Below are 20,984 nucleotides of genomic sequence, written 5' to 3' on the forward strand. Positions count from 1 at the left end.
CGGCGGCTTGGCTTTCGCGCAGGCGACTGTCACGCTTGTTGCGCTGTTGGTTTGTGCGCGGGCCGCATTCGCGGCCTCGGCCCCTGCGGGGCCGCCAGCTCGGAATTGGTGATGTCCATTGCGGGTGTACGCCCGCCGCTGGTTCTGGCGTCCGCCAGCCCCCGGCGGCTCGAGCTTCTCGCGCGGATCGGCGTGGTGCCGGATCGCGTGCTGCCCGTGGACCTCGACGAGAACCCGCTGAAGGCGGAACAGCCGCGCGCCCTGGCGCAGCGCCTGGCGCGCGCCAAGGCGGAGGCCGCGCATGCCGAGGCCCCCGACGCGATCGTGCTCGCCGCCGACACCGTCGTCGGGGTCGGCCGCCGCCAGCTCGGCAAGCCTGCGGACGAGGCGGAGGCGCGCCGCTTCCTCGACCTGATGTCCGGCCGCCGCCACCGCGTGATGACGGGCGTCTGCCTGCTCCGGCCCGATGGCAGCTGCTCCGAACGCCTGGTGACCACCATCCTCGCCTTCCAGCGCCTGACGCCGCAGCAGATGGACCAGCACATCGAATCTGGCGAGTGGCGCGGCGTCGCCGGCGGCTACCAGATCCAGAAGCGCGCCGAGGCCTGGGTCCGCTTCCTGTCGGGCAGCCATTCCAATGTCGTTGGCCTGCCGCTCTTCGAGACGGCGCAGCTGCTGCGGGGCGCGGGGTGGCTGAAACCCTAGTCCGCGTCTCCGTCTCGCCTGGCGAGCGCCGCGTCGCGCTGCTGCGCGATGGCGTGCTGGACCTCGCCGCCATCGAGCGCCCCGCGCGGCCCGACAGCGTCGGCGACCTGCACCGCGGCCGTGTCACCGCCGTGTCGAAGCCGATGAGCGGGGCGTTCCTCGCGCTGGCGGACGGCACGACGGCCTTCCTGCCGGAATCCGAGGCGCCGGACCGCAAGGCGCTGCAGGAAGGCGCGCTCCTGCCCCTGCGCCTCACCCGCGCCGCGCAGGGCGGCAAGGGACCGCGCGCCACGGCGCGGCTGACGCCGGAGGAGATCGCGGCCTGCGCGGGGCAGGGCGCGGCGCTCGTGCGCCGCGGGCCCGACGCCGTGCTGCGCTTCGCCACGCGCGCGCCTGTCGTGCTGGACAGCCCGACGGAACTCGCGCGGCTGCGCCCCCTGCTCGGCGACCGCGTGACGCTGGACCGCGCCGCCTTCGACGATGCGCTGGAGGCCGAGTTCGACACCCTCGCCGGCCCCGAGGTCGCGCTGCCCGGCGGCGGGCGGCTCACCATCCACCCCACGCCCGCGCTGACCGCCATCGACGTGGATGCCGGCAGCCATGCCGGCGGGCGCGACGCGGAGGCGCTCGCGCGGCTCAATCGCGACGCGATGGCGGAGGCCGCGCGGCAGATCCGGCTGCGCGACCTCGCCGGCGCCATCCTGCTCGACATTGCGGGCATGCCGGTGAAGAAGCGCGAGGCGCTCGCCGCACCGCTCGCCGCCGAGCTGGAGAAGGACCCGCTGAAGCCGCGCCTGCTCGGTCTGACGCGGCTTGGCCTGTTCGAGATCCAGCGGCCGCGAATCCACCCGCCGCTGCACGAGGTGCTGGGCTGGCCGCTCTCGCCCCTGACGCATGGGCTCGCCGCGCTGCGCCGGGCCGCGAAGGAGGCAGCCGCCGCGCCTGGCACCGCGCTCCGCCTGCGCGCCGCGCCCGCCGTGACCGCTGCGCTCCAGGCCATGCCGGAGGCGCTGGCGGACTACGCCGCCTCGGCCGGCCGCGTGCTGGTCCTGCTCCCCGATCCCGCGATCCCGCCGGGGCGCGAGGCGTTGGAACCCGCATGACCAGGCCTCCGCCGAAGCCCGTCCGCAAGTGCCCCGTCTGCGGCAAGCCGCTGCAGCCGGGCCAGCGCTTCTGCTCCGAGCGTTGCCAGCGCGTGGACCTCGGCCGCTGGCTGTCCGGGGACTACGCCATCGCGGCGGAGGAGGAGGAGCCCGCTGGCGACGAGAGCGAGGCCTGAGGCGCGTCGGCGCCCCAAAGCCCGTCCTTCAGCCCGGCCAGCGTCAGCAGCGCCTGGCGCCGCACCGGCGGCAGCCGCCCGACCGGCCCGGCGAAAGCATCGCGCAGCGTCCCCAGGCCTGGCCAGTCCGACTGGAACACCGGCGTCAGCAGCCGGCTCGCCCAGCGGTAATAGCCAGCCCGCCGGCGCCGCGCCTGCCAATAGGCGGCAAGCCGCGTCTCGAGCGGCGCATCCATCTCCAGCGCCTCCGCCAGCGCCCAGGCATCGCGCAGCGCCTGGGTCGTGCCCTGGCCAAGCTGCGGCGAGGTGCCATGCGCGGCGTCGCCGATCACCACGAGCCTGCCGGCGAAGGGCGGATCGGCCCAGACGTCGCGGTAGCTCGCATACTCGACCTCAGCCTGCGTCAGCCCGTCGAGCAGCGCCGCGGCCCCGGGCCAGGCTTGCGCGACCTGGTCCTGCCAGGCCGCGAAGGGCGCGGCGCGCCAGGCCGGGACGTCGGCGTTGCGGATGCTCCAGTAGAGCGCGGCGACGCGCCGGCCTGCCGCGCGTCCTGTCGGCAGCACGCCGACCATGATCCGCGTGCCGACGCAGCGCTGCGCCAGCACCTCGCCCGGCCAGTCATCGGGCAGCGGCACCGTCGTCCAGAGGCAGCCCCAGGGATAGAGCCGCGCGCGATGCCCCGGCCGCCCAGACCAGAGTGGCGAATGCGTACCGCTGGCGACCACGACGAGGTCGTGGGAGAGCCGCGCGCCGTCCGCCAGCGCGACCTCGCCGGCTTCCGTCGCCCCCACCACCTCGCAGCCCGCGAGCAGCCCGGCGCCGGCGCGCGCCGCCGCATCCCGCAGCGCCTGCCAGATCGCCGGCCGCGTCAGGCCGAGGCCGCAGAGACCGGGCGCCAGCCCGGCATAGTCGAGGTCGATCAGCGTCGCGCCGGAGCGCGCCCGGCTGTCGAGCCTGGTGATCCGCGCGGCATCCGGCAGCAGCGGCGCGAGCGCCCCGATCCGGTCGAGGATCGCCGCCCCGGGCGGCTGCAGCAGCAGCCCTGCGCCGAGCGGCCGCGGCGCCGGCGCGCGTTCCAGGACATCCACGCGATGGCCGCGCCCCGCGAGGCACGCCGCCGCGGCGAGTCCCGCCAGACCGGCGCCGATGACGGCAATGCGCAAGCCGATAGCCCCGTGCCGAACGCCTGCGAGCCTGCGCCGTCGTTGCGGGCGCGGCAAGGCGGCGGGATGGGTGGACAGCCCCGCGGCCTTCCGCTATCTCCCGCGGCCTCTGCCGGCCGGCCCTTCGCGGGGCCGTCGCGATGGGCCCAGGTAGCTCAGTTGGTAGAGCATGCGACTGAAAATCGCAGTGTCGGTGGTTCGATTCCGCCCCTGGGCACCACTTCATGTTCCAGCAGGATTTGGCGATTTGGGCAGGCCGTGGAACGGCTCGTTGGAACCGTGTTCCGGCATCGCGGACCTACGGCGAACTCATTTGCCCTGATTGCGCCAGGCGCGCTTCCGCTCACCGTATGTGCCGAAATCGCGGCAGGACCCTAAGCCGGGCAGGGCGTGCAACGCGCGGGCTGAACCCGTTGGGTTGCGCTGGACCTGTTGCACTTGCCTGCGACGATGCTGAATAGCGAAGCCGCGACGTCCGAACGACTGGATTGCTCTTGTGCAGGGAGCGGCCCCAGATCTTCCGCTTCGGTGGTTACCCCGCCCAGCCCACGGCAGGTCAAGGTTCGGCCTGGATCGCCGCCCGCTCCGACAATTCGGCCGGATCACCCCGGTGCCCCCGTCTCCCGGCCGCTGGCTCGTTCGGCCAGCGCCTGGCGGACCGCGTCGTCGCCGTTCGGCAGCAAGGCCGGCGCGATCTGCGCGTTCGGCAAGCCCCTGATGCGGGTGCGGTAGACAGGCAGGGGCAGGGCGCGGATGGCGACATCAGGTTGGCCTCTTGCCACGACTGTACCGTTCGCGGCAGCCGCCCGCGCTTGCGATTGTGACAACTTTGTTGCAAGGAGGTCAGGCGATCCGGTCGCCCCGCGTCACGGCGCGGCAGCGGGGATCGGCAATGAGGGAGGAAAGCCGTGCACCGCCGCCTGCTCCATCTTGTCGCGCTCGGCGCACCGCTTGCCTGGTCCGCCCCGGCCGCGGCGCAGGGTCAGCTGAACCTGATCTGCTCCGTGCAGATCGAATGGTGCCAGGCGGTCGTCACCAACTTCCAGCGCGACACCGGCATCCGCGTGAATATGACGCAGCGCGGATCGGGCGAATCGCTCGCCGCCATCCGCGCCGAGGCGCAGAATCCGCGCAGCGACGTCTGGTTCGGCGGCACCGGCGACCCGCACCTGGCCGCGGCCGAGGAGAACCTGACCCAGGCCTACGAATCCCCGAACAACGCCCAGCTTCAGCCCTGGGCGCTGACGCAGTGGCGCCAGTCCGACCGCCGCGCCGTCGGCATCTACGCCGGCGCGATCGGGTTCGGCTACAACACGGAACTGCTGGCGCGGAAGAACCTGCAGCCGCCGACTTGCTGGGCCGACCTGCTCGATCCCCGCTACCGCGGCGAGGTGCAGATGGCCAACCCGAACTCCTCCGGCACCGCATATGTCATCATCGCGACATTGGTGCAGTTGATGGGAGAGGACCAGGCCTTCGACTACCTCAAGCGCCTGCATCCCAACATCAACAGCTATGCCCGCAGCGGCACGGGGCCGATCAAGGCCGTGGCGCGCGGCGAGAGCGGCATCTCGCTCTCCTTCGTCCATGACGCCGTGACTGAGCGCAATGCCGGCTTCCCCGTGGCCTACAACACGCCCTGCGAGGGCACGGGCTTCGAGATCGGCTCGATGTCGATCGTGCGCGGCGCGCGCAACCTGACGCAGGCGCGGCGCTTCTACGACTGGGCCCTGACCGCGCCGGCGCAGCGGCTGGGCTTCGACGCCGGCGGCCAGCTGCAGACGCCGTCGAACCGCGAGGCCCCGCTGCCGCAGGGCGCGCCCGACCTCACGCGGATCCGCCTGATCGACTACGACTTCGCGAAGTATGGCCGCGCCGCGGAACGCCGCCGGCTGATCGAGCGGTGGGACCGCGAGGTCGGCTCCCTGCCGCGCTGACGCCATCACCCCCAGGGGATCACCGCCATGCCGTTCCGCCGCCTGCTGCTCGCCGCCGGGCTGACCTTCGCGATCAGCGCGCCCGCCGCGGCGCAGGGCCAGCTGAATATGCTCTGCGCGCCCGCCGCGGACTGGTGCGAGGCGATCGCCGCCGGCTTCACCCGCGACACCGGCATCCGCGTGAACATGACGCGCAAATCGGCCGGCGAGATCCTGGCGCAGGTGACGGCGGAGGCGCAGAATCCGCGCACCGACGTCTGGTTCGGCGGCAGTGCGGAGACGCATATCACCGCGGCGCAGCGCAACCTGCTGCAGCCCTACACCTCGCCCAACATGGGGCAGCTGCAGGACTGGGCGGTCGCGGCCTATCGCGCGGCGCAGCAGAACTGCGTCGGCGTGTCGTCGGGTGCGATCGGCATCGCCTACAACCGCGAGCTGATGCAGCGGAAGAACCTGCCGATCCCGCGCAGCTGGGAAGACCTGCTGAACCCCGCCTATCGCGGTGAGGTGCAACTGCCCAACCCGAACAGCTCCGGCACCGCCTACACGATCATCGCGGGGCTGGTGCAGCTCTGGGACGAGGATCGCGCGTTCGACTACCTGAAGCGCCTCAATGCCAACGTGAACGCTTATGCCCGCAGCGGTGCGGCGCCGATGCAGGCGGTGGCGCGCGGCGAGACCGCACTGGCCGTCAGCTTCAACATGGAGGTCGCCTCCATGCGGGAGGCCGGCTTCCCCATCGACATCGTCTACCCCAGCGAGGGGACCAGCTACGAGGTCGCGTGCCTGTCCATCATCCGCGGCGCGCGCAACCTGACCCAGGCGCGGCGCTTCGTGGACTGGTACCTGACCGCCGGGGCGATGGATATCGGGCCGCGCGTCAACCAGTGGCACGTGCCCGCGCATCGCGGCGCCGCGCCCGATCCGCGCATCCCCGACCTCTCGCAGATCCGCCTGGTGGAGTACGACTTCGCGAAGTTCGGCGATGCCGAGATGCGTCGGCGCATCCTGGCTCGCTGGGATCGCGAGATCGGCTCGCTGCCGCGCTGATGCGGGCAGTCCTCGCGGCGGCGCTGATCGCGCTGCCGCTGCCCGCGCTGGCGCAGGGGCAGCTCAACCTCTACTGCTCCGCCACGATCGAATGGTGCCAGCCCATCGCACGCGGCTTCGAGCGCGAGAGCGGCATCCGCGTGACGCTGAACCAGAAATCCACGGGCGAGATGCTGGCCGCGATCCGCGCGGAGGCCCGCAACCCGCGCGGCGATGTCTGGTGGGGCGGCACCGGCGACCCGCATGTCGCGGCCGGCGAGGAAGGGCTGACGCAGGCCTATGAGAGCCCGCGCATCGCGGAGCTCTGGGACTGGGCGCAGGCGCAGTGGCGCCAGACGCAGGGGCGGACGGTCGGTGTCTATGCCTCCGTCCTGGGATTCGGCTTCAACACGGAGCTGATCGCGCGGCGCACCCTGCCGACGCCGCGCTGCTGGGCCGACCTGCTCGATCCCCGCTACCGCGGCGAGATCCAGGTGGCGAACCCGAATTCCTCCGGCACCGCCTACATCGTCATCGCGACGCTCGTGCAGATGATGGGCGAGGACCCGGCCTTCGATTACCTCAGGCGCTTGCATGCCAGCGTGAACGCTTATCCCCGCAGCGGCACCGCGCCGATCACCGCGGTCGCGCGCGGCGAGACCGCGGTCTCCATCTCCTTCGTGCACAACGCGGCAGAGGAAGCCGCGGCGGGCTTCCCCGTAGGCCACGCCGTGCCCTGCGAGGGCACAGGCTACGAGATTGGGTCCATGTCCATCCTCCGCGGTGCGCGCAATCCGGCCAACGCGCAGCGCTTCTACCACTGGGCGCTGAGCGCGGAGGCGCAGACGGAAGCGAGCCGGGAGGCGCGCAAACTGCAGACCATGGCGAACCGCAACGTGCCGCTGACCGACGGCGCGCCGAACATGGCGACCGCTGCGATCATCGATTACGACAACGCCCGCTTCGGCGCCTCGGCCGAGCGGCGCCGCCTGCTCGCGCGCTGGGACCGCGACGTCGGCGCGCTGCCGCGATGAGGTTCCTCGGCACTTCGCTCTTCTTCTGGACGCTGGCCGCGATCGGCGTCGCGCTCTTGCCCTGGCACATGCAGCAGGACGGGCTGGACCTCGGCACGCTCTTCGCGCTGGGGCAGGAGGATCCGGAAGCCGCCAGCGCGCTCTGGCAGGCCGTCGCGCATCACCGCTTCTGGTTCTGGCCCGTCATCGCCTTCATCGCGCTGGCACTGCCCGGCGCGCTGCCCGTCGGCACCAACGCGCGGCGCGCGATCTTCCTGCTGGTGGGCGGAGGGCTCGGGCTGCTCGCCATCGTCGTGCAGGGCCTCGCGATCGGCGTGCAGGGCTGGTCCTGGCCGTGGCTCGAATCGACCTTCGGCCCGCTCGACGACCGACAGTTCGGCATCGGGCTCGGTGGCTGCATGGCCTTCGTGGGCTGCCTGGTGATGCTGACCGACGGGCTCGCGCTGCGCGGGCTCTTCAAGGGCGACCGCTTCGTCGCCGGGGCGGTCGGACTGCTCGTCGCTTCCATCGTGATCTTCACGGCCTGGCCGGTGCTGACGATGATGTCGCAGGCCTTCACGCCGCGCGGCGAGCTCTCGGTCGGCGCGGCGCTGGCCGACCGCTTCATGGACCGCAAGATCTGGGGCTTGTCCTGCCTGACGGGCTCGGTCAACTGCGGCGTGTTCTGGAATACGCTGGCGCTCGCGACCTCCACGGCGACATCAGCGACCATGCTCGGCCTCTGCTTCGCGCTGATCGTCACGCGCACGGCCTTTCCGGCGCGCCGCGCGCTGCGCATGCTGACGGTGCTGCCTATCATCACGCCGCCCTTCGTCATCGGGCTCGGCCTGATCCTGATCTTCGGGCGGTCGGGCGTGGTGAACCAGATCGTCGAGGCGACGATGGGCATCCAGCTCGGCCGCTGGATCTACGGCTTCGACGGCGTCTTCCTCGCCCAGGTCTTCTCCTTCACGCCGACCGCCTTTCTCGTGCTGATCGGCGTGGTGGAGGGCATCTCCCCCACCATGGAGGAAGCATCGCAGACGCTGCGCGCGTCGCGCATGCGCACCTTCCGCGCGGTCACGCTGCCGCTGATGATCCCGGGCCTGGCCAATGCCTGGCTGGTCGTCTTCGTGGAGAGCCTCGCCGATTTCGGCAACCCGATCGTGCTCGGAGGCTCCTATGGCGTGCTGTCCACCGAGATCTTCTTTGCCGTCGTCGGTGCGCAGCAGGATTTCGGCCGCGCCGCGGTGCTGGCGGGGATCATGCTGGTGGTCGGGCTTTGCGCCTTCCTGCTGCAGCGCGCGGTGGTCGGGAAGCGATCCTATGTCTCGGTCACGGGCAAGGGCGATTCGGGGCTGCAGCAGACGCTGCCGCGACCCGTGAAGATCGTCGCCTTCGCCGTCGCGATCCCCTGGGCGATCCTGACGATCACGGTCTACTGCATGGCGCTGGCCGGCGCCTTCGTCCGCGTCTGGGGTCGCGACTGGACGCCGACGCTGTCGCATTTCCAGCGCGCCTTCGCGATCGAATGGGCGGCGGACGGCCGCATCCTGTTCTCCGGCGGCGCGTGGCATTCGCTGGTGACGACCATCGAGCTTGCCGCGATCGCCGCGCCGATCACGGCCGGCATCGGGCTGCTCGCGGCCTGGGTGCTGACGCGGCAGCGCTTCGTCGGCCGCACCGCTCTGGAGTTCAGCCTGATGCTGACCTTCGCCGTCCCGGGGACGGTGATCGGCGTCGCCTACATCCTGACCTACAACATCCCGCCGCTCGAGATCACGGGCACGGCAATGATCCTCATCGCCTGCTTCGTGTTCCGGAACCTGCCGGTCGGCGTGCGGTCCGGCGTCGCGGCGATGAGCCAGCTCGACAAGTCGCTGGACGAGGCCGCGATCACGCTGCGCGCCTCCACCTTCCGGGCGCTGACGACGGTGGTGCTGCCGCTGCTGAAGCCCGCCATAATCACCGCGCTGGTCTATTCCTTCGTGCGCGCGATGACGACGGTCTCGGCGGTCATCTTCCTGGTCTCGGCGGAATACGAGATGGCGACGGTCTTCATCATCAACCGCGTGATCAACGGCGACTATGGCCTGGCCATCGCCTATTGCGCGGTGCTGATCGTGCTGATGATGGCCGCCATCGGCCTGATCAACCTGGCCGTCGGCCGCCGCAGGCTGGGCCGTCGCGCCGCCGCGGCGCCGGCCGTCCTTCCCGTCGGAGGCCGCGCATGACGCTCGCGCTCAAGACCCGCGGCGCCGAGGTCCGGCTGCAGGGCATCGGCAAGCGCTACGGCCTGGTGCAGGCGGTGAAGCCGCTCGACCTCACGATCGAAGGGGGCACGCTGGTCACGCTGCTCGGGCCTTCGGGCTGCGGCAAGACGACGCTGCTGCGCATGATCGCGGGGCTGGAGCAGGCAACCGACGGCCGGCTCTTCATCGGCGGCAAGGACGTCACGCTGCTGCCGGCGGGCGAGCGCAACGTCTCCATGGTGTTCCAGTCCTACGCGCTCTTTCCGCACATGAGCGTGCTGGACAACGTGGCATATGGCCTCGTCTCCTCGGGGCTCAGGAAGCGCGACGCGCATGCGCGCGCCGAAGCCGCGCTGGAGACGGTGGGCCTGAAAGGCTTCGGCGGCCGCCTGCCGTCGGAGATGTCGGGCGGGCAGCAGCAGCGCGTGGCCGTTGCCCGCGCGCTCGTGCTGGAGCCCGAGGTGCTGCTCTTCGACGAGCCGCTGTCGAACCTGGATGCCAGGCTGCGGCGGTCCATGCGGGAGGAGATCCGCGCGCTGCAGCAGCGCCTCGGTCTGACCGTCGTCTACGTCACGCACGACCAGTCGGAGGCGCTTGCCGTCTCCGACCGCATCGTCGTGATGCGCAACGCCGAGATCGCGCAGGCCGGCACGCCGGCCGAACTCTACACTCAGCCCAATTCCGTCTTCGTCGCGACCTTCATGGGTGAGGCGAACCACATCCGCGGCCGCATCGAGACCGTGCAGGACGGCATCGCGCATGTCTCGCTGGACGCGCTGCGGATCGACCTGCCGCATCGCGGCCTGCCGCCGGGCGAGGCCGATCTGGTGGTGCGGCCCGAAGCCGTGCGGATCGCGGACCCGGACGAGCCCGGCACGCTCCACGCCACGGTCTCCCGCGCGACCTATATGGGCTCGCACACCGAGTACTACTTCGCGACGCCGGTCGGCGAGCTCTTCGCGATCGGCCCGGACCGCCTGTCCCGTCGGCAGCCGGGCGAGGCCGTCCGGATCCGCTTCGACGCGCAGGGTGTGGTGCTGGTCCGCCCGTGACGGGGCAGCCCCCCAGTTCCGCTGTCACCAAGCGGAGCGATGCCCCGCGAGAAGGTCTGCATTACGCCCTGTGGTGACAGTCACATACCGGCCTGACCGATAGCGACGCGGCTGTTCAGGAACGTTGCCCCGGGCCGCGTCCTGTCGCCGGGCGTGAGCGCCGGCGCGGAAGCGGCCATGGCGACGGACGCGTCAGGCGCCGGGGATGACGGCGCCGCCGAAAGTCGTCACGACGAAATCCTTCACCTCGGGATGCGCATAGCCGCCCGCGAGGCGCCTGGCCCAGGGCCGATCGGCATCGGCGCGCCGCACGACGACGAGCACGGTGTAGACGCTCTGCTCGGTCTCGCGCGCGAGCGCGTCGCGAAGCGGGTTGAGCCCTGCGGGAACGGCGAAGTTGCCGGTGATGGCGGCGGCGTCCACGTCGTCGAGCGCGCGCACGATGGATGCCGCCTCCAGCTCCACGATGCGGATCCGCTTCGGGTTGTCGGCGATGTCGGCGACGGTCGCGCGATGATCCACGCCCGGGCGCAGGCGGAAGGCACCATTCTCCGCCAGCAGCAGCAGCGCGCGGCCGCCGTTCGTCGGGTCGTTGGGGATCGCAATGCGCGCGCCCTGCGGGAGCGCGTCGAGGCTGCGGAGACGGCGGGAGAACACGCCCATCAGCGTCAGCACGGTCCGTCCGACCGGCACGAAGTCGTAGCCGCGCTGCGCGCGCTGCGCCTCCAGGAAGGGCAGGTGCTGGTAGGCGTTGGCGTCGAGGTCGCCGGCCGCCAGCGCGGCATTCGGCTGGATGAAGTCGCCGAACTCCACAGCCCGCGTGACGAAGCCGTCGCGCGCCAGCACCGTCTGCACCTTCTCGAAGACCTGGGCGTGCACGCCCTGCGTGACGCCGACGCGCAGCGGCCGCGCGGCCGTGCCGGGCTCCGGCGTTTGGGCAGAGGCCAGCGCCGGCAGCAAGGCGGGCAGGGTCAGGACCGAACGTCGCAGCATCGTCGTTCTCCTCAGAAGGCCGGCACCACGGCGCCGCCGAAGGTCGCCTGCACGAAATCCTTGATCTCCTGCGTCTGGTAGGCCGCGACGAGGCGCCGCACCCAGGTCGCGTCGCGGTCCTGCTCGCGGACGGCGATCAGGTTCGCATAGGGGCTGCCCGCGCTCTCGATCGCGATGGAATCGCGGACGGGATTGAGCCCGGCCTGCAGCGCGAAGTTGGAGTTGATGGCCGCCGCCTCCACCTCGTCCAGCGCGCGCGGCAGCTGCGCGGCCTCCAGCTCAACGACCCGGATGCGCCGCCCGTTCTCGGCGATGTCGGCGACGGTGGCACGGAAATCCGCGCCGTCGCGCAGCCGGAAGGCACCGTTCTGCGCCAGCAGCACCAGGGCGCGGCCGCCGTTCGTCGGGTCGTTCGGGATGGCGATGCGGCCGCCGGCCGGCACCTCGGCGAGGCTGCGGTGCCGTCGCGAATAGACACCCATCGGGAAGACCAGCGTCTTGCCGACGGAGACCAGCGGCAGCCGGCGGTCGCGCACCTGCTGATCGAGGAAGGGCTGGTGCTGGTAGCTGTTGGCGTCGAGGTCGCCCGCCGCCAGCGCGGCGTTCGGCTGGATGAAGTCCTGGAACTCGATGATGCGCAGCACCAGGCCGTCGCGCGCCGCGATGTCGCGCACCTTCTCGATGACCTGGGCGTGCGGGCCGGCGGTAACGCCGATGCGCAGCGGGCGCTGGGCGCTGCCGATCTCCTGCGCCTGCGCGGCAAGCGGCAGCGCAAGGGGGGCGAGAAGCAGCGAACGGCGGACAAGCATGCGGGGTTCTCCGTCAGCGGTGAGAGAGGCGGCGGACCAGCCAGTCCCCGATGGACTGCAGGCCTTGGACAAGAACGATCAGGAGGAGGACGACGGTCGCCATCACCTCCGGCATGAAGCGCTGGTAGCCGAAGCGGATGCCGAGGTCGCCAAGGCCCCCGCCGCCCACCGCGCCGGCCATGGCGGAGAAGCCGACCAGCGAGACCAGCGCGACGGTGGTCGCCGCGATCAGGCCGGGCAGCGCTTCCGGCACCAGGACCTTCAGCATGATCTGCAGCCGCGTCGCGCCAACCGCGCGCGCCGCCTCGATCACGCCGCGGTCCACCTCGCGCAGCGCGTTCTCGAACAGTCGGGCGAGGAAGGCGGTCGCAGCGATCGCCAGCGGCACGATCGCGGCCCCCGTGCCGATCGAGGTGCCGGCGACCAACCGCGTGAAGGGCACGATCGCGACCATCAGGATGATGAAGGGGGTCGAGCGCGTCGCGTTGACCAGCAGGCCGAGCGGGCGGTTGACTGCCGGCGCCGGTCGCAGCCCGTCCGGTCCCGTCGCGTGCAGCAGCAGCGCGACCGGCAGGCCGACCGCCACCGCGATCGCCGCACTCGCGCCCACCATCAGCAGCGTCTGCCAGAAGGCTTCCAGCAGCAGGTCCTGCATCGTCGGCGTCAGCCAGCTCATGGCGCGAGCTCCGTCACGTCGAGCCCGAGGCCCTTCATCCAGTCCAGCCCCGCCTCGACCCGCGCCGGCGGGCCGTAAGCGGCAAGCGCCATGACGCCGAAGGGCTCGCCCGCGATCTCGTCCACCCGGCCCGAGATGATGTTGATGTCGAGCCCGAAGTCGCGGCTGGCTTCGCTGACCACGGCGCGCGTGCTGTGCGGCCCAGCGAAGACGACCTGCACCAGGCGCCGCTCCTGGCCTTCGGCCGGCGCGGGCAGCCGGGCCAGCGTGCCCGGCGGCACCGCATGGCCGATCACCTCCGCCACGAAACGGCGCGTCGTGACATGGGCGGGGCGGGTGAAGACGTCGAAGACGCGCCCTTCCTCGATGATGCGGCCAGCTTCCATCACCGCGACCCGGTCGCAGATCGCCTTCACGACCGACATCTCATGCGTGATGAGCAGCACCGTCAGGTCCAGCCGGTCGCGCAGATCGCGGATGAGGGCGAGGATCTCCCGCGTCGTCTCCGGATCCAGCGCGCTCGTCGCCTCGTCGCAGAGCAGGATGCGCGGGTGCGACGCCAGGGCGCGCGCGATGCCGACGCGCTGCTTCTGCCCGCCGGAGAGCTGCGCGGGATAGGCGTCGCGCCTCGCCTCGAGCCCGACCAGCGGCAGGATTTCCGCCACTCGTGCCGCGCGCTCGGCCCGCGGCAGCCCCGCCACCTCGAGCGGGAAGGCCACGTTCTCCGCGACCGTGCGGCGGGTGTGCAGGTTGAAATGCTGGAAGACCATGCCGGTGCCGCGCCGCGCGGCGTTCAGCGCGGCCTCGTCGAGCGACAGCAGGTCGGCGCCCAGCACCTCGACGCGCCCGGCATCCGGCCGCTCCAGCAGGTTGACGCAGCGGATCAAGGTGGACTTGCCTGCGCCCGACCGGCCGACGATGCCGAAGACCTCGCCCTGTCCGACCTCCAGCGAGACGTCGTCGAGCGCCGTCACCCCGCCCGCCGCAAAGCGCTTGCGCAGGAACGACAGGCGGATCGCGGCCGGGCGCGAAGGGGCGATCGGATCCAGCATGGTTGCGGGGATGTGCGGCGGAAGGGCCGCCGCGTCAGCCCCCGCCTTGCGCAGGTCAGCCATCACGGTGACGGGGACGTGATTACCCCGTCATCCCGCCGCATGCCGCGCGCCTTCCGCGCCCGGGCGGTGCAGGTTGGCAATCGTCTCGCCGAAAGGCCCGTCATTGGCCGCCCGCGCCAGACCCGCGGGATGGGCGAGGTCGAGCAGCGGGAAGACCAGTTCGGCGAAGCGGTAGGCTTCCTCCAGATGCGGGTAGCCCGAGAGGATGAAGGTCTCGATCCCGATCGCTTGGTATTCGCGGATACGCGCCGCGACGCTTTCCGGGCTGCCGACCAGCGCCGTGCCGGCGCCGCCGCGCACCAGGCCGACGCCGGCCCAGAGATTGGGGCTGACCTCGAGGCGGTCGCGGCCGCCGCCATGGAGCTCCCGCATGCGGCGCTGGCCCTCGCTGTCCATGCGCGCGAAGACAGCCTGCGCCTTGGCGATCGTCGCATCGTCGAGATGCCGGATCAACTCGTCTGCCGCGGCCCAGGCCTCCTCCTCCGTCTCCCGCACGATGACGTGCAGGCGGATGCCGAAGCTCAGGCGGCGACCGAGGCGCGCCGCGGCGGCGCCGACGCGCGCGATCTTCTCCGCCACCTGCGCCGGCGGCTCGCCCCAGGTCAGGTAGGCATCCACCTGCTCCGCGGCGACAGCGATGCCGGCGTCGGAGGAGCCGCCGAACCACAACGGCGGCCCGCCCGCCTGGTGAGGCGGGAAGATCAGCTTGCCGTCCTCGACGCGCAGATGCTTGCCCGCCTCGGTCACCGCCTCGCCGGCGAGCAGCCGCTTGTAGATGCGCAGGAACTCGCGCGTCACCTCGTAGCGCGCATCGTGGTCGAGGAAGAGGCCGTCTCCCGCATTCTCCACGGGGTCGCCGCCTGTCACGACGTTGATCAGCAGCCGACCGCCGGAGATGCGGTCGAGCGTCGCGGTCATCCGCGCGGCGAGCGCCGGCGAGAGAAGCCCGGGTCGCACTGCGACGAGGTAGCGCAGTCGCTCGGTCAGCGGCGCGAGCGCCGAGGCAACGACCCAGCTGTCCTCGCAGGACCGGCCCGTCGGTAGCAGCACGCCGAAATAGCCGAGCGCGTCGGAGGCCTGCGCGATCTGGCGCAGATAAGGCAGGTCCACGGCGCGTCCGCCGACCGAGGTGCCGAGATGCCTTCCATCGCCATGCGTCGGCAGGAACCACAGGATGCGCGCGCGATCCGCCGGCGCGACGGCGCCATTCGACGTCACGGCGTTCATCCCGCCACCCCCCGCACCGCTTCGCCGACCCGGATCGCGCGCGGCAGCAGGCCGAGGCCGTGGAACACGTCCGCGATGCGCTGCTGCTCCGCCACCACCGACTCCGACAGCGGCGCGATGCCGAAGCCCTGTCGGAGCAACGCGACCTCGAGCACAGGTGCGGGGATGCCGGTCTCCGGCGCCAGCTCCCTCGCAGCGCGCGGGATGTCGGCCTGCACCCAGCGGTTCACCTCGTCGATGGCTTCGACAATCGTCCGCACTACCTCCGGGTGCTGCGCCGCGAGGCGGTCATGCGCAAGGTAGAACTGGTGGTTGGCCACGATCCCCGTGCCGTCGGCGAGCTGGCGGGTCGTGCCCGCGGCCTCCGCGGCGGCGAGAAAGGGGTCCCAGATCGCCCACGCGTCCACCGTGCGACGCTCGAAGGCGACGCGCGCATCGGCAGGGGCAAGGAATTGTGGCTCGATGTCGGCATAGCGCAGGCCTGCCGCCTCCAGCGCGCGCACGACGAGGTAGTGCACGTTGGAGCCGCGGTTGAAGGCGACCTTCCTGCCGCGCAGCTCCGCCACGCGCTGGATCGCGCTGTCGCGCTGCACCAGGATCGCCTCGCCGCGCGGCGATGCCGGCTCATGCGCGACATAGGCGATCGGCGCGCCGGCGGCCTGGGCGAAGATCGGCGGCGCCTCGCCGGTCGAGCCGAACTCGACGGCGCCGGCGTTGATCGCCTCCAGGATGGGCGGGCCCGCGTTGAACTCCGCCCAGGCGATCCGGAAACCCTGGGCGCGCAGCCGCGGCTCCAGGCTGCCGCGCGCCTTGAGCAGCACGAGGTTGCCGTACTTCTGGTAGCCGATGCGCAGTTGCCGTTCCTGCGCGAGGACGGCCGGGGCGACCAGGGGTGCGAGGCTGGCGCCGATCAGGGCGCGGCGACGGAAGCTCATGGCGGGGATCCCTGCAATGGTCATGCGGCGTGGTCATCGCGGAAGAGCTGGCCGAGCACCTGCGCCTCCAGCGCCGCCACCTCGGGCGTGCCGCGGTGGCGCGGGCGGGGCAGGTCCACGGCGAGCTCAAGCGCGATCACGCCGTCCTCGATCAGCACGACGCGGTCGCCGAGGATGATGGCCTCGGTCACGTCATGCGTGACGAGCAGGGCGGTGAAGCCCTCCTCCTGCCAGACGCGCTCGACGAGGCGCTGCATCTCGATCCGCGTCAGCGCGTCCAGCGCACCGAGCGGCTCGTCGAGTGCCAGGAATCGCGGACGGCTGACGAGCGCGCGGGCCAGTGCGACGCGTTGCCGCTGGCCGCCGGAGAGAACGGTGGGCCAGTCGCCCTCGCGCCCGCCAAGCCCGACCTCGGCGAGCTTGTGGTGGGCGAGGTCGCGTCGTTCCGGCCCGCGCGCGGTGCCGAGCCCGACCTCGACATTGGCCAGCACGCGTGCCCAGGGCAGCAGGCGCGACTCCTGGTACATCAGCCGCGCGACGGCGGAGGGGTGCACGGAGGCGTCGCCATCGAAGGCGAGCGTGCCGCCGTCGGCGGCGTCGAGACCGGCGAGGATGCGCAGCAGCGTGCTCTTTCCGCAGCCCGACCGGCCGACGACGCTGACGAACTCGCCGGGACGGATGTGAAGGTCCACGCCGCGCAGCACGCGGTTGACGCCGAAAGCCTTCGTCAGGCCTGACACGGTGATGGCTGTGCCGCGCGCGGAGGCGTGAAGGATGCTGCCGTCCATTGTCACGCCTCCTTCCGGCGGGTCTGGAAGGCGGGATGCCACTGCAGCGTCAGCCGCTCGAGCAGGCGGGCGACACTGTCGGCGAGCTTGCCCAGCAGCGCGTAGAGCAGGATCGCCAGCACCACGACGTCGATCAGCATGAACTCGCGCGCGTTCATCGCCATGTGGCCGATGCCCGAGTTGGCGGCGATGGTTTCGGCCACGATCAGCGTGAGCCACATGATGCCGAGCGCGTAGCGCACGCCGACGAAGATGGAAGGCAGCGCGCCGGGCAGGATGACTCGGCGGAACAGGTCCCAGCGAGACATGCCGTAGGACCGCCCCATCTCCACGAGCTGCGAGTCCACGGTGCGGATCCCATGGAAGGTATTGACGTAGATCGGGAAGAAGACGCCGAGGGCGACGAGGAAGATGCGGGCGTCGTCCTCGATGCCGAACCACAGGATGACCAGCGGGATCAGTGCCAGGTTCGGTATGTTGCGGATCATCTGGATCGTGGTGTCGGTCAGCCGCTCACCGAGCTTCGAGACGCCGTTGAGCAGCCCGAAGCCGAAGGCGAGGGAACCGCCGATCAGGAAGCCGATCGCCGCCCGCTTGAAGGAGACGAGGATGTTCGTCGCGAGCTCGCCGCTCAGTGTCAGTCGCCAGGACGCGGCGAGCACGTCCGATGGTGCGGGCAGCAGGTTCTTCGGGATGGTGCCGAGCAAGGAGAACACCTGCCACAGCGCGATGATCAGCGCCGGCACGAGCCAGGCGCCGGCCGGCGTGTCGAGCAGGCCGGCGAGCGGGCGCACGCGCCCGCCCTGCGCGGGCGCCGTCCCGGCGGTCGTCGCGCTCATGCGCCGATCCGCCACGGCCAGACGATGTCGGCGATGCGGACATCGCGCGGGATGAGGTTCAGCCGACGGAAGCGGTCCGCCACGCGCTGCTGCTCCTCCACGACCCGCGGCGTGACAGGGCCCACGCTGAACTCGCGCCGCGCGATGGCACGCTCCCAGGCCGGCAGCTCGATGCCGGAGGCTTCCGAGAGCACACGGGCCACCTCGGCCCGGTTGGCCTCGCACCAGGCCGCGGTGCGCGCCAGCTCCTCGTTCACCGCGGCCACGGCGGCAGGGTGGCGGTTCACGAAATCACGGTTGGCCAGGTAGAAGCTGTTCTGCCGCGCGATATCGCTGGCCGAGGCGAGCGTGCGCACGCCGGGCCGCCCTTCCGCGAGTGCGAAGAACGGATCCCAGATCGTCCAGGCGTCGAGCGCGCCGCGCTCGAAGGCCGCCCGCGCGTCGGCGGGCGGCAGCTGCACCGGCGTGATGTCGCTCCAGGCCACGCCGGCCTTGTCGAGCGCGGCGATGGTGAGGGCGTGCGCCGAGGAGGCGCGGGCGAAGCCGACCCGCTTGCCGCGCAGCTCCTCCAGCCGCTGCAGCGTCGAGCCGGGCGGCACCAGGATGCCGCTGCCCGAGCCCGCCGCCTCCTCCACCGCGACATAGAGCAGGTTGGCGCCGGCCGCCTGGGCAAAGATCGGCGGCGCGTCGCCGACCGTGCCGTAGTCGATCGAGCCGACCGCCAGCGCTTCCAGCAGCGGCGGGCCGAAGGTGAACTCCACCCAGCGCACCGCCACGTTCTGCTGCCGGAAGCGGTTCTCAATGAGGCCGCGCTGCTTGTCGATGTAGAGCAGCCCGGTCTTCTGGTAGCCGATGCGCAACTCCCGCAGCGCGCTGGGCTGGGCGACGGCAGGCGCGGCGAGCAGCGCGCTGGCGGCGGCAAGGATGCCGCGTCGTGTGCTAGTCATGGTGCTCTCCCTTCAGATCGTGACCTGGGTGCCGTCGAAGCGGGTGAAGCGGAAGCCGTCGAAGGGCTCCGCGAAGGTCGCGCGCTCGTCGCGCAGCAGGGCGATCGCGATCTCCTCGCCCAGCGCGAAGGACGCGGCGATGTCTGAGCGCCAGTGGATCCCCGCCCAGCTCCGCCCGGCGCCGTAGTTGTGCGCGAGCTTGTTGAGCTCCCCGCCGACCGTCAGCGGCCGGCCCGTCCAGGCCACAAGCCGCGTCGGGTCGCGCGGATCCGGCTGCACGGGATCGGGAATGACAAGGCTCTCGTCGAAGAAGGCCTTGAGCAGCGTCGCGCCCACCGCCGCGATCACCGCCGCGCCCGAGGAGTAGGAGGTGTGGATCGGCGCGCCTTCGGGATAGGCGTGCGGCAGCAGGAAGCTGCCGAACTTCGCGCGCGACTGATCGAGCGCGCGGGACCCCAGCACCGCCTGATGCACCGGATACTCGGCGACGTTGTTGGCGACGCGGTGATGCACGAGGCCGCCATAGGCTTCCGGCCGAAGCGTGCGGTGGACGCGGAACTTGTGGAGGTAGGCGACGCGGATCGTCCGCGACGTGCCGGTCGCGAGCAGCGACTGGAAATAGGGCAGGCCGAAGGTGCTGGCGCCGCCCACCTGGTTGCGCGACCGGCGATAGGGGTTCGTCGGGTTGGACGTGTTCACCGATGCCGGGAACAGCCCGGGATACCCGCCCCCGCCGGCTTGCGGCACGCCCAGCAGCAGCGCCGCCGCCCAGAACGCCGCCGGCGCGAAATGCGCATAGGTCGCGAGGTCGCGGCCGGTGGCGGCGAACCGCGCGGTGCCCTCATAGGCTACTCGTCCGGCGGGCGCCTCGCCGTTCTGGACGCGCAGCCACTCCGTGCTGTCGGTCAGGAAATCCCGGGCCGTCAGCGGGCGAAGCTGCGCGGGGACGACCTGCGCCGCGTAGGGCGCGTCGCGCAGCAGGAACTGCGACACCGGCGGCCCATCCAGCACGCCGTGGATCGGCACCGAACGCGCGCTGCGACCCGATGCGTCGCGCGTGTCCACATAGAGCGCGTTGCCGCGGAACAGCGAGCCCGGCGTGATGCGTCCATTGGCGCGCGGCCCGTCGAACTCGGCGAGCCGGTTCAGCTCCTCGACCGCGGCCAGGATGCCGGGATGCGCGGTGTCGTCGCGGTATTCCGCGAAAGACACATCGCGCAGCAGCGCCTGCCAGTAGAGCTCCACTGCCTCTGCCGCCCTGCCCGCGCTGTCGAGGCGGTGCGTCGGCGGCAGCGCAAAACGCGTCGCGTCGGCGCCTGACAGCGACACGGCGAAGGAGCCGACAGGATTGAGCAGGCGGCGCGTGCCGCCGAGCGGGATACGTTCGAAATCCGCGGGATCGCCGGTCTCGTAGGCCCTGAGCGCCAGGTCATAGGCCGCGCGGTCCACCTCCCCCCGTGCGTCGTGCGGTAGGGCGCGGGTGTCGGAGCCGATGCGGTTGGGATACCGCGCATCGTCGCCGTTGTTCGGCAGCGGCGGCACGGCGAGCGCGTCGGTTGCGTGCGCAAGGTCACTCCGGACGCGGAGCGAGCGTCGACGCAGCGCCTGGTCGGGCCCGGGCGGTGGCTCGCTCGCCGGCGTCGAGGCAAGCGCGGGCGCGGAGCCTGGCAGCGGCGGGCTGGCCGCGGCGGCGGCGAGTCCGGTGGCGGCGGCGAGGACGCTGCGCCGGGCCGGCGCGCGCAGGGAAGAGTGGGTCATGATGTCGGTCTCCGAGGTGATGCGGGTCAGGCGGCGAGCGGGGCCGCGCGACATCGCGACGGAAGCCGGTGGCGGTCGGAGACGATGCTGGACATGAGCGATCGCTGGGCGAGGAGGAGCGGAAGCCGCGAAGGCTAAGGACGGAAAGACGGGGCCTCTTCCGTCAACAGCGCGCGTCGTGCCCTGGCAGTCCGGCGGTGCCGGTGCCGGGTCGCGTAGTCAGCGTAGTGGGGTGTCTCGTGTCCACGCCGATTGGATTCCACGACCGATGAACGTGTGTCAACATAAATCACGTGGAAAGCGACACTCACCTCGAAACGCAGTACGACAAGGCTGCTGAGCAAGGCAGCCCGCCCGGAAGGATCCCGGCTTCTCGCAATGTATTGCCAAATACGCGAACAAAAATAGTGGAAAACAGATGCGCCGCAATGGCGGCGATCCGCCATACCGATCCGTGTCATGCCTGC

General features: G+C 71.5%; 19 protein-coding genes and 1 tRNA gene. 9 read left to right on the plus strand and 11 right to left on the minus strand.

Annotated features, from left to right (window positions below; translation table 11 throughout):
* Positions 1-111: 111 nt before the first annotated feature.
* Genes ACLF3M_RS14695 through ACLF3M_RS14705 form a run of 3 tightly spaced genes read left to right on the plus strand, consistent with a single transcriptional unit; the run spans position 112 to position 1,984 of the window.
* Positions 112-705: a Maf family protein gene (locus tag ACLF3M_RS14695; RefSeq protein ID WP_430657691.1), complete on the plus strand. Its 594-nt coding sequence runs from the start codon at positions 112-114 to the stop codon at positions 703-705.
* Positions 690-1,808 (plus strand): ribonuclease E/G, encoded by a 1,119-nt coding sequence (locus tag ACLF3M_RS14700; RefSeq protein ID WP_430657692.1) that lies wholly within the window; start codon positions 690-692, stop codon positions 1,806-1,808. Before ACLF3M_RS14695 ends, ACLF3M_RS14700 begins: the two co-directional genes overlap by 16 nt.
* Positions 1,805-1,984, plus strand: a complete 180-nt coding sequence (locus tag ACLF3M_RS14705) for a DNA gyrase inhibitor YacG (protein WP_430657693.1) — start codon at positions 1,805-1,807, stop codon at positions 1,982-1,984. The genes ACLF3M_RS14700 and ACLF3M_RS14705 overlap by 4 nt, the downstream gene beginning before the upstream one ends.
* Here ACLF3M_RS14705 and ACLF3M_RS14710 read toward each other — a convergent pair.
* Positions 1,930-3,147: an FAD-dependent oxidoreductase gene (locus ACLF3M_RS14710; RefSeq protein ID WP_430657694.1), complete on the minus strand. Its 1,218-nt coding sequence runs from the start codon at positions 3,145-3,147 to the stop codon at positions 1,930-1,932. The two genes, ACLF3M_RS14705 and ACLF3M_RS14710, sit on opposite strands and share 55 nt — an antisense overlap.
* A gap of 144 nt (positions 3,148-3,291) precedes the next feature.
* Here ACLF3M_RS14710 and ACLF3M_RS14715 point away from each other — a divergent pair.
* The 6 genes from ACLF3M_RS14715 to ACLF3M_RS14740 all read left to right on the plus strand — a co-directional run bounded on the left by ACLF3M_RS14715 (position 3,292) and on the right by ACLF3M_RS14740 (position 10,430).
* A tRNA-Phe gene (locus tag ACLF3M_RS14715) sits at positions 3,292-3,367 on the plus strand.
* A gap of 688 nt (positions 3,368-4,055) precedes the next feature.
* Positions 4,056-5,084, plus strand: a complete 1,029-nt coding sequence (locus tag ACLF3M_RS14720) for an ABC transporter substrate-binding protein (RefSeq protein ID WP_430657695.1) — start codon at positions 4,056-4,058, stop codon at positions 5,082-5,084.
* Between the two features lie 27 nt (positions 5,085-5,111).
* On the plus strand, positions 5,112-6,134 hold the full coding sequence (locus ACLF3M_RS14725; protein ID WP_430657696.1) for an ABC transporter substrate-binding protein: 1,023 nt from the start codon (positions 5,112-5,114) through the stop codon (positions 6,132-6,134).
* Complete coding sequence (locus ACLF3M_RS14730; RefSeq protein WP_430657697.1) at positions 6,134-7,147, plus strand: ABC transporter substrate-binding protein; 1,014 nt, start codon at positions 6,134-6,136, stop codon at positions 7,145-7,147. Before ACLF3M_RS14725 ends, ACLF3M_RS14730 begins: the two co-directional genes overlap by 1 nt.
* Positions 7,144-9,360, plus strand: a complete 2,217-nt coding sequence (locus ACLF3M_RS14735) for an ABC transporter permease (protein ID WP_430657698.1) — start codon at positions 7,144-7,146, stop codon at positions 9,358-9,360. The genes ACLF3M_RS14730 and ACLF3M_RS14735 overlap by 4 nt, the downstream gene beginning before the upstream one ends.
* On the plus strand, positions 9,357-10,430 hold the full coding sequence (locus ACLF3M_RS14740) for an ABC transporter ATP-binding protein (RefSeq protein ID WP_430657699.1): 1,074 nt from the start codon (positions 9,357-9,359) through the stop codon (positions 10,428-10,430). The genes ACLF3M_RS14735 and ACLF3M_RS14740 overlap by 4 nt, the downstream gene beginning before the upstream one ends.
* A gap of 192 nt (positions 10,431-10,622) precedes the next feature.
* Here ACLF3M_RS14740 and ACLF3M_RS14745 read toward each other — a convergent pair whose 3' ends face one another.
* The 10 genes from ACLF3M_RS14745 to ACLF3M_RS14790 all read right to left on the minus strand — a co-directional run bounded on the left by ACLF3M_RS14745 (position 10,623) and on the right by ACLF3M_RS14790 (position 20,517).
* The gene (locus ACLF3M_RS14745; RefSeq protein ID WP_430657700.1) at positions 10,623-11,423 is read right to left on the minus strand and encodes a MetQ/NlpA family ABC transporter substrate-binding protein; all 801 of its coding nucleotides are present in this window, start codon (positions 11,421-11,423) and stop codon (positions 10,623-10,625) included.
* A gap of 11 nt (positions 11,424-11,434) precedes the next feature.
* Positions 11,435-12,232, minus strand: coding sequence for a MetQ/NlpA family ABC transporter substrate-binding protein (locus ACLF3M_RS14750; protein ID WP_430657701.1), 798 nt, complete (start codon positions 12,230-12,232; stop codon positions 11,435-11,437).
* A gap of 13 nt (positions 12,233-12,245) precedes the next feature.
* On the minus strand, positions 12,246-12,908 hold the full coding sequence (locus tag ACLF3M_RS14755) for a methionine ABC transporter permease (RefSeq protein ID WP_430657702.1): 663 nt from the start codon (positions 12,906-12,908) through the stop codon (positions 12,246-12,248).
* A complete protein-coding gene (locus ACLF3M_RS14760) occupies positions 12,905-13,960 on the minus strand; it encodes a methionine ABC transporter ATP-binding protein (RefSeq protein ID WP_430657703.1) in 1,056 nt (351 codons plus the stop codon). The genes ACLF3M_RS14755 and ACLF3M_RS14760 overlap by 4 nt, the downstream gene beginning before the upstream one ends.
* 90 nt (positions 13,961-14,050) lie before the next feature.
* Positions 14,051-15,250, minus strand: a complete 1,200-nt coding sequence (gene ssuD, locus ACLF3M_RS14765; RefSeq protein ID WP_430657704.1) for an FMNH2-dependent alkanesulfonate monooxygenase — start codon at positions 15,248-15,250, stop codon at positions 14,051-14,053.
* On the minus strand, positions 15,247-16,185 hold the full coding sequence (locus ACLF3M_RS14770) for a sulfonate ABC transporter substrate-binding protein (RefSeq protein ID WP_430657705.1): 939 nt from the start codon (positions 16,183-16,185) through the stop codon (positions 15,247-15,249). Before ACLF3M_RS14770 ends, ssuD begins: the two co-directional genes overlap by 4 nt.
* Before the next feature lie 20 nt (positions 16,186-16,205).
* Positions 16,206-16,973 carry an ATP-binding cassette domain-containing protein gene (locus ACLF3M_RS14775; protein ID WP_430657706.1) on the minus strand — a complete coding sequence of 256 codons (768 nt, stop codon included), beginning with the start codon at positions 16,971-16,973 and terminating at the stop codon, positions 16,206-16,208.
* A 2-nt stretch (positions 16,974-16,975) separates the two neighbouring features.
* Entirely contained in the window at positions 16,976-17,812 is an 837-nt protein-coding gene (ssuC, locus tag ACLF3M_RS14780) for an aliphatic sulfonate ABC transporter permease SsuC (RefSeq protein WP_430657707.1), read from the minus strand.
* Positions 17,809-18,759 carry a sulfonate ABC transporter substrate-binding protein gene (locus ACLF3M_RS14785; RefSeq protein ID WP_430657708.1) on the minus strand — a complete coding sequence of 317 codons (951 nt, stop codon included), beginning with the start codon at positions 18,757-18,759 and terminating at the stop codon, positions 17,809-17,811. Before ACLF3M_RS14785 ends, ssuC begins: the two co-directional genes overlap by 4 nt.
* 12 nt (positions 18,760-18,771) lie before the next feature.
* Positions 18,772-20,517 carry a hypothetical protein gene (locus ACLF3M_RS14790; protein WP_430657709.1) on the minus strand — a complete coding sequence of 582 codons (1,746 nt, stop codon included), beginning with the start codon at positions 20,515-20,517 and terminating at the stop codon, positions 18,772-18,774.
* Between the last annotated feature and the right edge of the window lie 467 nt (positions 20,518-20,984).

Origin of the sequence: Falsiroseomonas sp. HW251, assembly GCF_050563545.1 — a bacterium.
In the GTDB taxonomy this organism is placed as follows: domain Bacteria; phylum Pseudomonadota; class Alphaproteobacteria; order Acetobacterales; family Acetobacteraceae; genus Falsiroseomonas.